Origin of the sequence: Ekhidna sp. (genome assembly GCF_965228795.1) — a bacterium.
In the GTDB taxonomy this organism is placed as follows: domain Bacteria; phylum Bacteroidota; class Bacteroidia; order Cytophagales; family Cyclobacteriaceae; genus Ekhidna.
Map to the genome: position 1 here is coordinate 2,370,928 of NZ_OZ245839.1, position 15,915 is coordinate 2,386,842.

The window sequence follows — 15,915 nt, forward strand, 5'->3', positions numbered from 1 at the left end:
CTTGGCGGTTTATTATTTATTATGAGAAAAACATTAATCCTTACTGGCCTTGCTGTAATCGTGGGCCTTACTATTAACAAGTATTCTTCTACCCAAGAATCATTTTCTGATTTCCTTAAAAACCATCCATATAATTCACCAATGCAAATGGATGAATGGGAGGGAATAGCTAAAAAAGATCGTCCTGATCTAGCCATGCAACAAAACTTCTTAATGACAGTGGATCCAAAAACAAGAACCGTCCCTGTTCAGAAGCTAGTTAATGCATTTAATAAAATGAAACTCCAGAAGGCAGATAGAGGGAGAGGAGCTATACCAGGAGTCAATTGGACAGAAAGAGGTCCTAATAATGTCGGAGGTAGAACCAGGGCATTGATGTGGGATCCAAATGATTCAGAAAACAAAAAACTTTGGGCAGCAGGTGTTGCTGGCGGTATTTGGTTTAATGAAGATGTGATCGACGAAAATTCATCCTGGCAAAATGTAGATGACTTCATGGCCAATTTGGCTGTGACTACTCTAGCATATGATCCCACAAATACAGAGACTTTTTATGCGGGAACCGGAGAGGGGTATTTTAATGGTGACGCGGTAAGAGGTGCAGGTATTTTTAAATCCACTGATGGTGGAGACACCTGGACCCAATTAGAAGCAACCAGCAATTCCGTATTCAATTATGTCCAACGAATAGTAGTGACTGCTGATGGGACGATACTGGCTTCAACTAGAGATGGCGGAGTGCAAAGATCAATTGATGGTGGTTCTTCATGGTCAGAAGTTTTAAGCTCATCTACCAGCAATGGGTCGAGTTCGAGGGCCAATGATCTTGATATCGCTTCGAATGGAGATATTTATGCAACACTTGGTCTGTTTTCTTCCGGAGGAATCTACAGATCAATTGATGATGGAAATACCTGGACTGATATTTCACCAACAGGGGAGAGTCAAGAGCGAGTGGAGGTTGCTGTTGCAGCTTCTGCTAGTAGCGAAACATCTTCTACGGTTTTATATGCCGTGGCAACCAATGGTAGCAATATTTCCTGGTTTAAGAAATCTGAAGATGGTGGAAGCAATTGGACTGATTTAACAGTCCCACAATATAGAGGTCAGGATTGCTCTGAAAGTGGCAATGATTTCACTAGAGGTCAGGCATGGTACGATTTAGCCTTAGCAGTGAGTCCAACTAATCCTGATGTAGTGGCAGCAGGAGGTATTAATGTGTTGCGAACTGGAGACGGAGGAGAAAATATGTCTGAAGTCTCGTATTGGACTGGTCCGGGTAACTCATGTGGTCCTTATGTTCATGCAGATATCCATAATATCGTATTCAGACCTGGAAATCCTAATCAGGCAGTAATTGGTAGTGATGGAGGAGTAAGTTATACAGCGGATTTAGGAATCTCCACAAATCCTTCCTTTGAAGATCGGAACAAAGATTACAATGTCACACAGTTTTACGCGGTGGCAGCAAAAAATGAAGCTGATGAGAACTATTATTTGGCAGGAGCTCAAGATAATGGTACGCAAAGATTCAGCAATTCAGGTGGGCTTTCCACTGTAGAGGTTACCGGTGGTGATGGGGCTTTCTGCTTTATAGATCAAGATGATCCAAACTTTCAGATTTCCTCATATATCAGAAATAATTATTACTTACTTAATGGATCTGGGGGACAAATAGGAACCTTGGCTAGTAGTAGTTCAGGAAGGTTTATTAACCCTGCCGACTATGATAATACAGCTGATATTCTCTATTCAGCCGGAGACGAGGATGAATTAAAAAGAGTACTTAATGTAACCGGAACACCTGAAGCTCAAGAGACTGTTTCTTTAAGTCTAAATGCTGAAATTATATCTGCAATAAGAGCGGATGCAATAGAGGAAAATAGAATATTCATTGGAACCGGAAATGGCGGAGTTTATAGAGTGGATGAAGCACATGATATGGCATCAGTAACACTTATTTCTTCAGGGATATCAACTGCAGGCTATGTGTCAAGCATAGATATTGGATCTACAGATGATGAATTGATTGTTACTTTCTCAAATTATGGTGTTTCGTCCGTTTGGTATACGACTGATGGTGGTGAAACATGGCAAGATAAGGATGCAGACGGTAGTCTGCCTGATATGCCAGTAAGATGGGCGTTGTTTAATCCTGAGAATACTGAAGAAGTTCTGCTAGCTACTGAATTAGGTGTTTGGTCTACAAGTAGCATTTCCGCCGATGAGCCGGGTTGGGAACAATCTTCAGATAACCTGGCCAATGTACGTTGCGATATGCTCCAATATAGATCAAGCGATAAGCTTGTTGTGGTTGCGACACATGGTCGAGGAGTTTACACTTCTAATGTATTCGATGGGCTGGCCACTCCTTCAGGTTTAATTGCTGAACAAGAAGGAGAGGTGATCAACCTTACTTGGACTGATAACAGCGTAGCAGAGGAAAATTACATTGTAGAACGATCGGTTGGTGATAATTCTTCTTTTTCTGTGATCGCTACACTTGAAGCTGACGCAACATCATTTGTTGATGCTAATCCAGCTACAAATGCCAGGATATTTTATAGAGTCTATGCTACTTCCCTTATCAAAGGAGATTCTCGAGTAGTTGAATATGACTTACTGAGTTTACCCGGTATACCTACCTTAGAAGATCCTACAGACGTATCATCTAGTCAGTTTACCATAAACTGGTCCGTGGATGATGAGGTAGAGCAGTTTGTGTTAGATATTTCTGAAGACAGTGACTTTACCTCTTTTGTACCCGGATATCAAACTCGAATCGTATCTGATTTAAGTATTACAGTTATTAACAGACTAAGCGGTACTTATTATTATCGTGTTGCTGCTAGAAACAGTGCCGGCCTTTCGGACTATTCAGATGCAGGGACGGTTACATTGGATCCGTTGGCTATAGATAGCCCTGAAATAAGGCTTTATCCAAATCCTGTAACAAACCAATTTACACTGGAAGGAATTGATTCTCATTCAACTATTGAGATTGTGAATGTATCAGGGCAGAGAATTGATTTAGAGCCGGAGCTTACTTCTGGAAAAGTGAAGTTTGACATCTCCACACTACCAACCGGTGTTTACATGGTTAGCATGAACGTTCAGGGCCAGCAAATAACTAAGACAATAATTAAGAAATGAGATACTTGCTAATATCTATAGCTCTTTTATTTGGGTGCAAAGCCACTACATCAGCGGTGAATGCACCTGAAGAAATAAGCAAGCAAAATTTGCTAGTTGAGGCAGAGCGGAATATTTCTGACGAGGAAGTATTAATCAAATTTAAGAATGTAAGTGATGGAGAAATTGTTCTGTTGAAGCCACTTGAGCCGGTTATTGAGAAGTGGACTGGAGAAAACTGGGAAAAGCTAGAGTTACTTTATTGTGATTGTGGTGCTCCTTGTCCAGCGCCTCCAACTGAGAGGTCAATTGAAAAAAATGGTTCTTTTATTTTTTCATGGGATAGAATGCTAGAAAAATGCGTGTCTTCTGATAATGGAATGATCACTCAAAGGAATGAGGCTTCATCAGGTCTATTTCGGGTGCTTTATGTAGTGAAGGGAGATGAGTCTTCAGCGACTAAGCTGGAAGCACGATTTTCAATTGAAGAATAGAATTAGGGTACTTAAAATACCAAAAAACTGGTATTGATATTCACTTTCAAAGCAGTGAGATTAGCAATTAATAATCGATTTGCTATGAACCTATCTATTCTACCATCTTACAGAACCGACAAGTCTCAAACCTTTAACAAGAGCAAAATTTCAAGAGTACTTCTTGAATTAGCTGAGATTCATTTGAATTCACCTGAATCCAGTGACTTAATTTCTAGAAAGGGAATTGAAAAATTAAGAAATAAGGTTAATAAGCTATAGGCTCAGATTTCATAACTGAGCCTATTTTTAAGTGATTTACCCCGGAAAGCCCTCACTTTCAATTATCTCTTTTATTTGTCCTGCATGTCTTTGAGTATGTCCGGACATAAACAGAACTCCCTGATATGAATCAATTATGCCGAAAGGGAATTGCATATAATAATTTCTGAGGCTTTTATCCGTTGATTTTACGAACTTTATATTCGCTTTCCTCCGGTCTTTAAACGTTTTCAGTGTTTCATTAAAGCCTCCAAAACTATCGGTAGGCTCAAACTCCTCGCGTGTCTTAACCTTTTGATCTCTGCTTGTAATCAATGCTAAAAGCTGTTCGTCGCTCATTGCTACATCGTCTTGCTTTCTTGGGTCTGGATTTTCTTTAAGACTCATTTGTACCATACCCATAAGGTTCTTTTCGGAGATAGCTATATGCTCTAAACACTCATAGATAGTCCATTCACCGTTACCTGGTCGGTAGTTGATTTGTTCTTCGCTCAACCCATCAAGTAGGTTAAGTAACTCATTTTGTGAAGTTTTAAGGTGATTAATTGCTGATTTACGTTCCTCAGAACTGATGGGATTTTGTCCTAAACAGCTAATGCTCCAAATCAAGCATAGTAATGGGATTGTGATTTTCTTCATAATTACATTCGTTTTTAGCAAGACGAATGAAAAAGAAAAATTGGACGGGAATAGAAAGTTATTTTTTTAAACTTACCAGGTAGCCAATTGAGAAATTAGATTCACTATCAAATATGTAAGAATAGGTAGGTTCTAAATACAGCGCACTGTAAATCACATTTCCTGCTTTCAGTTTCTCGTTGTTGGTTGGATAATCGCCTGGAGATTCAAGTACATAATAGCGACGGTCCTCATTGTCGATTTTTTCTTTTGCGAACTCATAAATGATACCACCCAGAATAAAACAGAGGTTCCTATTCTCTTTGGGCACTTCAAGTAGTGCGTCTCTTACTTCCCGAAATACGGTAGTATCCCGAACGTCTCCTAGAAAATATTTGGATCCATGTATTTCAATTGTTGAGGTGTCTGCACTATTAACCCATGCAAGTTTTGTGTTTCCAGAGCCTACATCTACCATAAATGACTCTTCCATAAACTCCCTTGGTATTGTTGAGATCATCGCATATTTAGCTTCGTTCTCTGGTGTCATCGTAACAGTTGTAATATCCAAATTAGAAATTCTGGAGGTCAGGTCATTGATATTTTCTTTAATAACACTTGAACTTACTACACAATAAATGTTCTTAGGACTAACACCAAAGGCTGTAATATCCTGCTTGTATTTTTTAATGTTTGATTCAATTTCTGTGGTGGAATTTGCTCCATAAATGATGTTACTTCTTCCGAATTCTTGCTTTTTTAAGACCCAGCGTGCTTCATCATCAATTTCAATAATGAAATAGTTAAGCCCTAAAGAGCCTACCTCAATAACGGCATTTAATTCACCATTTTGAGGTTTCTCGGGTTGATAATCGAAGACTCGGATACTGTTTGTAATAGAACTCTCTGCTGCAGGCCTCTGGGTTTGGTTATTCGCTTTTTGTGTTTCACAGGAGGCGACAACCAGTACAATGAGAATAATGACAGCTTTTGAGAAGATTTTCATATCTCTATATTCCTATTTTAAGCAAGCTCACGCAAATCTACTGGAACCACCTTAGAAACTCCTTGTTCCTGCATTGTTACACCATATATTACATCAGTACTAGCCATTGTTCTCTTATTATGTGTAACAATGATGAATTGTGACTCCTCTGAAAATTTACGAATTATTTCATTGAATTTATCAATGTTTGCATCATCTAGTGGAGCATCTACCTCATCAAATATACAGAATGGAGCAGGTTTCAATAGATAGATAGAGAAAAGGAGGGAGGTGGCAGTAAGTGTTTTTTCTCCTCCTGACAACTGATTAATGGTTAGTGGTCTTTTACCTTTTGGTTTAGCAATGATATCGATTGAGCTTTCAAGCGGCTGATCCGGATTGGTAAGGATCAAATCACAGTCATCTTCCTCGGTAAATAGTGTGCGGAAAACTTTTATGAAATTATCCTTAATCTCATGGAAGGCATTCATAAAGGTTTCTTTTGCAACCTCATCTATTTCGCCTATTGTGGTAAGCAATGATTCTTTTGCATTTAAAAGATCTTCTTTTTGCTCGGTAATAAAGGTGTGTCTTTCTTGTATTTCTTCGAACGCTTCCATTGCCATAGGGTTTATCGGCCCCATGTTATCGAGCCTGTTTCGAAGTTTATCAACCTTGTTTCTTAGCTCATCTTCAGTGAATTTTTTGTAGTCTTCAACATCCTCATCCTTGATGTTTTCGAGGTTTATGTTGAACTCTACAGACAAGCGATCTTTTACTGAATTGAGCCCCATTTTAGCATCGTTGAGTTTGTTTTGCCACTCCATTAATGCATGATCAATCCCTTCTCGTTTGCGTTGTGTTTCTCTTAAATTCTTTTCTTCCTCATCAATAATACCTCTAGCCTCATAGTATTCTTTCTCGGCTTCATTTACCCCTGATTCAAGCGTTTCCTTTTCCTCATACATTGAAACTAGCTCGTCATCACTTGCAGTGCTCTTTTTTACCAGTTCGTTGAGGTTGGCAGTGGCATTTTCCAGCTCTTCACGATTTTTCTCAATTCTCTCTAATGAGGCTTCATATGATTCTTCTTTGAAAGAAATCTCTTGCAGTATACTATTGAGTTTATTTTGCTTTTGATGAAAGACTACATTCTCTTCATTGTATGCTGCCGATTTTAGGTCTAAAGCCTCCTGTAGCTCAAGCGTTTCTTCCTTTTTAGCTTCTACGCTGTTTTCAAGTTCCGATAGCTCATTTTGCTCTTTTTCTGCCTGAGGTCTGAGTGATTGGAGGGACTCTTCCAGTTCTTTGATCTGAAGCTGTATGTCTTCTCTTCTGTTTTTGTTTGAAGTGAGAAGCTCAATGAACTGTTCCTGCTTCGTCAGTACAGAAACCTCCATTTCTTTGATCTTCGCGAGCTCCTCTTTCACTTCTTCAAGTTGTGGTGTTTTAGAAGACTGCTTTAACTCCTCCAGCTTGCTTTGATGAGTTCCGATTTTCTTCTCAAACTCTGCCTGTTTCTTTTTAAGCTCCTTTATTTCTTTTTCAAGCTTTTCAAGGTTTTTTGCACGTCCAATTCGCTTGCCTTCAAAAAGACCGATAGAACCACCGGATATGCTATATTTTCTGAAAGTGACTTTACCTTCTTTATCAAGAAGCACTACATTTTCATTGCCTTCATAGCTAGGGTTTGGTGTTATGAAAACATTCCAAAGCAGATGTTTAATCAGGTTTTCATACCTGGAATCATAATCAATCAGTTCCAGTGCATGCTTTGTGCCTGCAGGTGCTGCTACACTTTCCGAAGAAACGCTCTTCAGTTGATCCAGGATAAAGAAATTAGCCTTTCCGCGAGTAGATTCACTTAATAGATTGACTGCCTTGAGTGCATCTTCTTTATTATCTACAATGTAGTAGTTCATAAAGGGCTCAAGGAAATTTTCGATAGCTACCCGATATTCTTCCGGACAGCTCAATACATCAGAAAGGAGTGGGGCGTCTTTCCACTGTGGATTCTTTTTCAGAAACTTAATAGCCTCAGGAAAACCCTCTAAATTATCAACCAGTGATTTTGTGAGGCTAAATTCATTTTGCCGAGCGTCCAGCGTTCGGTTCACGTTCGTAAGCTCTTCTCGGGTTTTTGAAAGCTGTTCTTCTGCCTCAGCAATTTGATCCTTTAATGCTTCTTCACTTTCTTTTAGCCGATCATATTGAACTTGCTTTTCATTCTTTTCTTTTGCTATCTCCTCAAGTCGTTGCTTGAACTCCTCCAGGTTGGCACTTTTCTCACTGGTATCTTCACTGGTTTTGCTCAGCTCATGCATCATTGATTTGAGCTGAATGTCTTTGATTTCAATCTCTTTACTTAATTGAAATCTTTTTTCCTTCTTTTCTGAGAGATACGCGTTTAGTGAGTTAAGTTTTTCCTGAGCCTCAGTGGTAAGCCCTTTCTGGGATTCATAGTCAGTTTTTAATGACTCAACTTTAGAGAGGAGTGTGGTTACTTCTTTTTCTGCCTCCCTGGCTTCATTTCTCAAGCCTTCCAATGATACTGCGGCTCGCTCACTGCTTTGTTTATCCTGGCTGATTTGCTCCTTGAGAGAGTCAATTTTATCATGAAGAAATTTCTGACGCTCGTTTTTAATCTTCTTGTCGCTTTCGTACTGTCTGATTTTACTTACGTGCTCATTAAGTGTCTTTTGTCTGGAGGATAACAGTTTTTCTTTAGTAATTAGATCAGCTTTTGCTTTTTCAATCGCCGCTTCCTTTTCACTTACTAAAGAATTAAGAGCTAGTCTCTTGTCATTTTCTTCTTTTATCTGCGTCTGGATGGTATCAAAGTGTTTTTGCTGATTGTCCATCGCTTTTTTAGCAAGGGCAATGCTAGAGTTTTTATAATCATCCTTAAGCTCATAATATTTCTTAGCCTGAGTAGCTTGCCTTTCGAGAGATTTTAGGTTCTTCTCTATTTCAAAAAGCAGATCTTCCACACGCTCTAAATCCGCATCTGTATCACTTAGTTTTTTGAGCGTTTCTTTCTTACGAATCTTAAATTTGGATATACCCGCGGCTTCTTCGAACAATGCCCTCCTCGAGTTGTCTTTATCGTTTAGAATATCATCGACCATCTTTAGCTCAATGATGGCATAACTATTTGAGGCAATTCCGGTATCTAAAAACAGGTTGGTTATATCTTTCAACCGACAGGTTACACCATTTAGCAGGTACTCGCTTTCACCGGAACGATAGTATCTCCTGGTAATGGTAACTTGAGAATATTCGGTTGGAATGAGGTTCTTTGTGTTGTCAAACGTTAGAGAGACTTCAGCAAGCTGAGTGGGCTTTCTTGCTTTAGTACCATTGAAAATTACGTTCTCCATTTTATCGGAGCGTAATACTCGTGACTTTTGCTCACCCAGCACCCATCTAATAGAGTCCACCACGTTGGATTTCCCACATCCATTGGGACCTACAATACCCGTAATGCCATCATTAAAATTGATGACAACCCGGTCGGCGAAACTTTTAAAGCCCTTTATCTCTAACTTGGTTAATTGCATGAATAAATCTATCGATTCATTAAGGTGGAAGCCGACAAAAATATAAGATTAAGTGGCAACTGCTAGTTCTAAAAAGCAATTTGTTTGAATGATTTATCCACCTTTTATCCCCAGATTCGTATTAAATATGCAAAGTTTGATTTTTCATGTAATTATTTAGAAGATTAATCGAATGAATTAAGGGAATTTCAATTCTTAGTTGCATTATTGTAACATCCCAAAAGCAAATGGGAGTGAAGCTTAACTTTTTGATAAAAGTCCTGTATTTTTAATATACCAGATAGCAAGTAAAACAATATGGAGAAACCCACCATTCTTTACGTAGATGATGACCAATTCAATATCACATTGTTTGAATTCAACTTTAAGAATGAGTTTGAAATCCTAAACGCTACTTCTGGTTCAGAGGCGCTGGAGTTAATTCAGAATCACGAAGAAATCAAAGCAATTGTTAGTGATGTGCGAATGCCGGAAATGGATGGCATTGAATTCATTACCAAGGTAAAGGAAACCAAAGAGGATTTGCCATGCTTCCTGCTAACCGGATACGGTGGAGCACAGGAAGTAGTGGATGCTATCGATCAAAACCTCATTGTGGGCTACTTCAGTAAGCCTTTTGATAAAGAGAACATCATTACTACGTTGAAATCCACTATCAACGAATAAACCTTACAAAACCTGCCGGTCTTATAATTGCTATGCTATAAATTAGCCTCATGGACGATTTTAGTTTTTGGTGGTATATCATAGCAGCAGTAATCTATTTTCTTACAAGAGGTAAGAAAAAGAAGGAACAACCATCTCGTCCGGGATCAGAGAATAATCCTCCAAAACCAAGTCAGCCAAAATCTTTTGAAGATTTACTCAGGGAAATTACCGAAGGAAGGACTGAGGAAGAGCAACCTCCTGTGAAGCAGGAACCGATGGTTGTGAAAAAGGATATAGAAGAAGAAAACATTCGACTAGAGGGCGAAAGAAGATCATTTGCGGATGAGGAAAGCAAGAAGATTTACGAGGAGTCAATAAAAATGGCTGAAGGTGCTGATTTAGAATTTAAGCCGGATGAGAATTTCCATAGTCCAAGCCTTTTTAAAGGATCCAAACATGAGGAAGAGGACGAGGAATGGACGATTGCAGATGAAATCAGGGATGGTCTTAATTCTACTGAAGCAAAGAAGGCTGTTATTTATAGTGAAATACTCAATAGGAAGTATTAATCCCTTTTTAATTTAAAAGCATAAGGCAAGAGGTCATTCAATTTGTGTTTATTGGATTGATCTTCTTCGCAATAACTCATTACCTCAGGATCACCAAACTCATGTATAACCTGCCTACAGGCACCACATGGTGGAGTAGGTTCAGATGTAGGAGTATAAACAACAATTTTAGCTATTTCAATAGCTCCCTCTGCATTAATAGCATTGGCAATTGCATTTCTTTCGGCGCAAACCGTAAGTCCGTACGATGCGTTTTCAACATTGCATCCGGTATAAACATTGCCTGATTTAGTGAGCAATGCACACCCTACCTTAAAGTTGCTATAAGGGGCATAGGCTCTTGAGGCAGCTTCCCTGGCTTTTTCCTTCAGTATATTTTCTGACATACTCAATGTTAATGAAATCCTAAATAATTTGATCCCTCTTCTGCTGAAGCTATTTTTATTAGCTTACGTAAAAATCAAAATTCAAATAGTTAATATGAAGTACTTTTCTATTGTTTGCCTGGTGCTCCTAATGGTACAGTGCACCACTCCATCTACCAACCCGGTAGTAATCACAGATCAGGATGAAGAGACATTGCGTGAATTTAAAACAGTGCTGTGGCCAAAAGCCTATAATGAGCAGGATACTGCTTTATTGAATCAATTGCTGCATGCAAAGTTTGAAATGATGGACGATAATGGGGACAGCTTTACAAAAGCTGATGAATTAGACTATATCAGCAATTATGCGCCTAGTCATGATGAATTTAACTATGAGATCACCAGGTTAGATTTATTTGACAATGGCACTGCCGTGATTTCAGGAACAGGTACTATGAAAGGAGTTGAGGGTGGTGAAGCATATATCACCACGTATAAATCGAGTAATGTATTGGTAAAAGAAAATGGGCAATGGAAGGCAATTAGCAGCCATGTTAGTGGTGTGAAAGAAGAAACATTTCCTATGGCTCCCGAACAGTAATTGATTAGAAAGCTTAGGACATAAAAAAACCTGACTTGTGATCAAGTCAGGGTTTTTTGATATTTTGACTGCTATTATCTATCAGACACTTCTACGTAATCTCTTTCGTTTTCTCCGGTATAAACCTGTCTTGGTCGTCCAATTGGCTCACCCATCTCTCTCATTTCTTTCCACTGAGCAATCCATCCAGGCAGTCTACCTAGAGCGAACATTACCGTGAACATGTCGGTAGGAATTCCAAGTGCTCTGTAGATAATACCTGAGTAGAAGTCTACGTTTGGATAAAGCTTACGATCTACGAAATACTGATCTTTTAATGCTTCTTCTTCAAGACCTTTTGCGATATCAAGTACCGGATCGTGTACTCCAAGCTTCTCGAGTACATCGTCAGCAGCTTTTTTAATGATCTTAGCTCTAGGATCAAAGTTTTTATAAACCCGGTGACCAAAGCCCATCAATCTAAATGGATCGTCTTTGTCTTTCGCTTTCGCCATCCACTTCTTCGTGTCTCCACCATCAGCCTTGATATTCTCGAGCATCTCAATTACTGCCTGGTTTGCACCGCCGTGTAGCGGACCCCAAAGCGCATTGATACCGGCAGAGATAGAAGCCCAAAGACTCGCTTGTGAAGAACCTACAATACGTACAGTAGAAGCAGAACAGTTTTGCTCATGGTCAGCGTGTAGAATTAATAGTTTATCCAGTGCTTTTGCAACAACCGGATCTACTTCGTATTCTTCAGCAGGAAGGGCAAACATCATATTCAGGAAGTTGCCACAGTAATCCATTTTGTTGTTTGGATAGATTACCGGATGACCTACTTTTTTCTTATAAGCCCATGCAGCGAATGTTGGCATTTTCGCTAATAGGCGAATGATGCTTAGTTCCGTTTCTTCTTTTGATCTGTTTGGATCAAGACTGCTTGGGTAAAAGGCTGTTTGAGCTGTGATCAAAGAAGAAAGCACTCCCATAGGGTGGGCTACAGATGGAAATCCATCCAATATTTTCTTGATATCCTCATTGACTAATGTGTGGTGAGTGATATCTCCGGCAAATTTCTCAAACGTTTGCTTGTTAGGCAGTTCACCGTGAATCAACAAATAGGCTACTTCTAAAAACGTCGATTTATCCGCCAGTTGTTCGATCGGATATCCACGATATCTTAAGATTCCCTTTTCACCGTCCAGGAAAGTGATTGCACTTTCACAAGAGCCGGTATTTTTGAATCCTCTGTCTAGCGTGATAACTCCGGATTGACCTCTGAATGAACTGATATCAATGGCTTTCTCTTGCTCACTACCTTCTGTAACCGGCAGCTCATATGTTTGTCCATCAATGGTTATTTGGGCGGTTTTTGACATGTTTATAATATTCTTCTTTGCTGATTTAAAATTTCCTCGAAATTAATGATTATAATTCAGATTTTGAAGGGTTAGTTCCCATTCAGAATAAGAGGCAATCCATCATCTCCACCTCCAATTACAATCACTTTCGAGTTAGGTGAATTGGCAATTTCCATTGTCGCTTCAATTCCTCTCATTCTTAATAACTCAGGAGTCAAACTACTGTTTATAATTTTATTTGCCTGAGCTTCTCCTTCAGCTGCGATTCTTTTTCGCTCAGCTTCACTTTTCTCTCTATCCAGCCTAAACTCATACGCAAGCGCCTCTTGTTCTTGCTTCAGTTTGTTTTCAATTGCTTGTTTGATTTGATCTGGTAGCTTAATGGATCGAATAAGTAAGCTTTTCATTTCTACTTCATTGCCAGGAGCTCCAAGTACCTCTCGGGTTTCTTCCTTGATAGAAGCCTCAACTTCAGGTCGTTTTGTAGAGAAAATCTCTTCTGCAGTGTATCGACCCATCACTTGTCTTACAATAGATCTTGCTTCCGGAATCACTAATCGTTGAATATAGTCTCCTCGAAAGTTTTCCTGGATAGTACCGATGGCATCATATTTTGGATGAAAACGAACGGTTACGTCTACGCTAATATTCAACCCATTCTTATCAAGTACATCCATTGTTTCCTCGATTTTGTTTTCAGAAACTTCATAGATGTAGACTTCATTCCATGGGGCTTTTACATTCCACCCAGGTCCAATGATATTATCCTTTTCAAGAGTTCCGCTCAGCGTTTTGAAAAGTACTGCTCGCTCTGAGGCCTCAATCCTAAAGAAGATTCTGTTGGCTGCCGAGAAGAGAATGATGATGGCAATGATACCCGTAATTAAAAACGGTAAGTATTTTCTGTTGTCCATATGTATTGATTAAGGTTTACTTTCAGATGTGACACAAAGGTAACATGCTAATTCTGCCCTCGGTTCAATTAGCTGGTGTCAAAACGATTTTATTTTCTGACCGCTTTATTTCGTCGTGATCCATCATCATTTTCCGGAATTCTCCGTTAGCAAACATTTCTGCCTGATCATCATAATATGGACTGAAATAGTTTCCGGATTGTCCGGTAGGGAGGATGCTCCAACTATTATTCCGAATGTCTGAAAAGTCTACAATCCTCCGAGTAGATGGCCCAAAACGGATCGTTTGCTTTTTGTCCTCTTCGTATGTGTAGCCCATGTTATTGAGTACTTCATTTCCACCGGAAACCGGAAAATCACCCACATTTAAGAAACTAATGACTTCACCCATGGCATGGTTATGGCGTAAGGAATGAGCAGCGCCCCAATTCCATAGTGTATAATCATTACCCCATTGATTTGTCAAATCTTCCATAGTCTTTTCAAATGCCATTCGAATGATATCACCTCGGGATTCAATTACCGACGTAGAATCAATGTCCCACCACTTGGAGTTTTTATTTTTAATTAAATGCTCAGCAGCTACCTTGTAAGTATGCGTTCGTTTGTACATGGGCCATAAATCTGTACCGATTTCATCTAGCTGTGCTGCTTTTAACGTTTCATTCACCCATTTTTGAAAAATGAGTGGCCTAAAGTCATCTCTGTCGAAATTACCTTCCCACTTAAGTAAATCCCTCAAAACCTCTCCTTGTTCTGTGTCTTTGATGGCGTGAAGCATGATGCCTTTTACTTCAGTCATCATCACGGATTGATCATCCATTAGCATGGATTTGACATCATTGACAGAGACGGAGTTATTGTCATCAAGCAGCTGTGTGATTCGTTCACCTCGATCATCCGGGAGGTAATAGCCTGAATATAGCACACCATCTACGGTATCCGGTTGATTATTAGCGCTGTGCACATAGCCCCAGGGCGGGTTAATGGCATGAGGATTTTTTTCAAATGCATAAACACTATCAGGATCATAGTGTCCGGATGAGCCATCATAGAATGTTTTGCTTGTACGCTCATCTTTTCTTTTAAGAAGTTTACCTACAGCCCACCAGGCAATATTGCCAGATGAGTCTCCATACATGATATTTAATCCTGGTCCGTGAATCTGAGATGCAGCCATTTCAATCTCCTCCGGGTTTGCTCCATAGGTCAGTCCATATACGGCTTCCATCATGTAGTTTGGGAAGTTAGTGGTGACCCAATACATGCTGACGATATCATCCAGTGGTTCATCTTTTAGAATGTCAGACACTATGGGACCGTGTGTAGTGTACCTGATGTTAAATGTGACTGGTTCTTCTCCTTTTACATGAATTAATTCCTCATTTAGTCCAATTTGCTTCCATTCTCCTTTATGCATGTATTTCATTGAATCTTCCGGATGGATTTCTTCCACGTAGAAGTCCATGTCATCATTTTCAAACATTGTCAGCCCGGTTGCATGATCTGTTGCATGCATGAGTAAGGGGAATGGAGCTCCGGGAATATGGTACCCATAATATTCCTTGCTTGGAGCAATTATGTGAGACTCATACCACACAGATGGTTGTGAAAAAGCAATGTGTGGGTCGTTTGATAGTAAGACCTTACTCGACGCTGATTTAGTTGGAGATAGGACCCAGCTATTACTACCAATAAATTCAGGAACACCAATCGATTGAAGGACGGATACCGTTTTTTCAGATTGAATGCTGTATCGCTCATCAAAGGAAGGGAGCGTTGATTCTCCGCTATAGTGGTAGATATTTAAATCGTTTAAGTAGGTAGAGTCAAGCTTTTGATTAAGCTCTGTCAATACAGGATCGGTAATGTGCGCATTAGAAAAACTGAACGACATATAGGTCAGAATCTCAAAGATATTCTGAATCTCAAAAGGCTTGATTTCCAAACCAAGTATGGTATGTTCAAGGGGCTTGGGATTATTCGCTATATAGTCGTTGATGCCTTCCAGATAGGCTTTTACGAGTGGAAGACTCTCATGATTCCTTTGGGTATATTCAGATGCAGACTCCCTAGCATACTTGCTTAATCCCATCGTTCTCAGGAATTTGTCGTTTTCAATCATGTCAGACCCAAACAGCTCGGATAGTGTGCCACTTCCAACATGTCTTAGCAGGTCCATCTGCCACAATCGTTCCTTGGCATGAATGTAACCCAATGCCCGGTATGCATCTCCATCTGATTCGGCATAAACATGTGGGATTCCATGTGCTGTGAAGTAAACTTCCGCTTCGCCTGTTAATCCTGACAGAACTTCGTTTCCTGAATAGGAGGGTGTAAGCGTGGATTTTAGATAGAAATAATATCCTGCAATCGCGAGAATGAGCACAAGTAGGATACCACCTATTATTTTAATGAGTTTCAT

12 protein-coding genes are annotated in these 15,915 nt (G+C 39.6%); 5 read left to right on the forward strand and 7 right to left on the reverse strand.

Annotated elements, in window-relative coordinates:
- Positions 1-21: 21 nt before the first annotated feature.
- Together ACQK2H_RS10570 and ACQK2H_RS10575 are read left to right on the forward strand one after the other, a co-directional pair.
- Positions 22-3,153: a T9SS type A sorting domain-containing protein gene (locus tag ACQK2H_RS10570; RefSeq protein WP_425391408.1), complete on the forward strand. Its 3,132-nt coding sequence runs from the start codon at positions 22-24 to the stop codon at positions 3,151-3,153.
- A complete protein-coding gene (locus ACQK2H_RS10575; RefSeq protein WP_425391409.1) occupies positions 3,150-3,626 on the forward strand; it encodes a hypothetical protein in 477 nt (158 codons plus the stop codon). Before ACQK2H_RS10570 ends, ACQK2H_RS10575 begins: the two co-directional genes overlap by 4 nt.
- A gap of 297 nt (positions 3,627-3,923) precedes the next feature.
- Here the strand turns inward: ACQK2H_RS10575 and ACQK2H_RS10580 are convergent, their stop codons facing one another.
- From ACQK2H_RS10580 to smc, 3 genes are read right to left on the reverse strand one after another with little or no spacing between them, the layout of a single operon-like run.
- A complete protein-coding gene (locus tag ACQK2H_RS10580) occupies positions 3,924-4,526 on the reverse strand; it encodes a DinB family protein (protein ID WP_425391410.1) in 603 nt (200 codons plus the stop codon).
- A gap of 58 nt (positions 4,527-4,584) precedes the next feature.
- Complete coding sequence (locus ACQK2H_RS10585) at positions 4,585-5,511, reverse strand: hypothetical protein (protein ID WP_425391411.1); 927 nt, start codon at positions 5,509-5,511, stop codon at positions 4,585-4,587.
- Between the two features lie 17 nt (positions 5,512-5,528).
- On the reverse strand, positions 5,529-9,050 hold the full coding sequence (gene smc, locus ACQK2H_RS10590; protein ID WP_425391412.1) for a chromosome segregation protein SMC: 3,522 nt from the start codon (positions 9,048-9,050) through the stop codon (positions 5,529-5,531).
- Between the two features lie 297 nt (positions 9,051-9,347).
- Between smc and ACQK2H_RS10595 the strand changes: the two genes are divergently transcribed.
- Together ACQK2H_RS10595 and ACQK2H_RS10600 are read left to right on the forward strand one after the other, a co-directional pair.
- Positions 9,348-9,716, forward strand: coding sequence for a response regulator (locus ACQK2H_RS10595; protein ID WP_425391413.1), 369 nt, complete (start codon positions 9,348-9,350; stop codon positions 9,714-9,716).
- A 50-nt stretch (positions 9,717-9,766) separates the two neighbouring features.
- Positions 9,767-10,267, forward strand: coding sequence for a hypothetical protein (locus ACQK2H_RS10600; RefSeq protein ID WP_425391414.1), 501 nt, complete (start codon positions 9,767-9,769; stop codon positions 10,265-10,267).
- Here the strand turns inward: ACQK2H_RS10600 and ACQK2H_RS10605 are convergent.
- Positions 10,264-10,653, reverse strand: a complete 390-nt coding sequence (locus ACQK2H_RS10605; protein WP_425391415.1) for a cytidine deaminase — start codon at positions 10,651-10,653, stop codon at positions 10,264-10,266. The genes ACQK2H_RS10600 and ACQK2H_RS10605 overlap by 4 nt on opposite strands.
- A gap of 94 nt (positions 10,654-10,747) precedes the next feature.
- Here ACQK2H_RS10605 and ACQK2H_RS10610 point away from each other — a divergent pair, with 94 nt between their 5' ends.
- Positions 10,748-11,233 (forward strand): nuclear transport factor 2 family protein, encoded by a 486-nt coding sequence (locus tag ACQK2H_RS10610; RefSeq protein WP_425391416.1) that lies wholly within the window; start codon positions 10,748-10,750, stop codon positions 11,231-11,233.
- Positions 11,234-11,307: 74 nt separating this feature from the next.
- On the opposite strand, the gene ACQK2H_RS10615 is transcribed toward ACQK2H_RS10610, so the two are convergent.
- The 3 genes from ACQK2H_RS10615 to ACQK2H_RS10625 all read right to left on the reverse strand — a co-directional run bounded on the left by ACQK2H_RS10615 (position 11,308) and on the right by ACQK2H_RS10625 (position 15,915).
- Positions 11,308-12,594: a citrate synthase gene (locus tag ACQK2H_RS10615; protein WP_425391417.1), complete on the reverse strand. Its 1,287-nt coding sequence runs from the start codon at positions 12,592-12,594 to the stop codon at positions 11,308-11,310.
- A 71-nt stretch (positions 12,595-12,665) separates the two neighbouring features.
- The gene (locus tag ACQK2H_RS10620) at positions 12,666-13,490 is read right to left on the reverse strand and encodes a prohibitin family protein (protein WP_425391418.1); all 825 of its coding nucleotides are present in this window, start codon (positions 13,488-13,490) and stop codon (positions 12,666-12,668) included.
- Between the two features lie 64 nt (positions 13,491-13,554).
- A complete protein-coding gene (locus ACQK2H_RS10625) occupies positions 13,555-15,915 on the reverse strand; it encodes a penicillin acylase family protein (RefSeq protein ID WP_425391419.1) in 2,361 nt (786 codons plus the stop codon).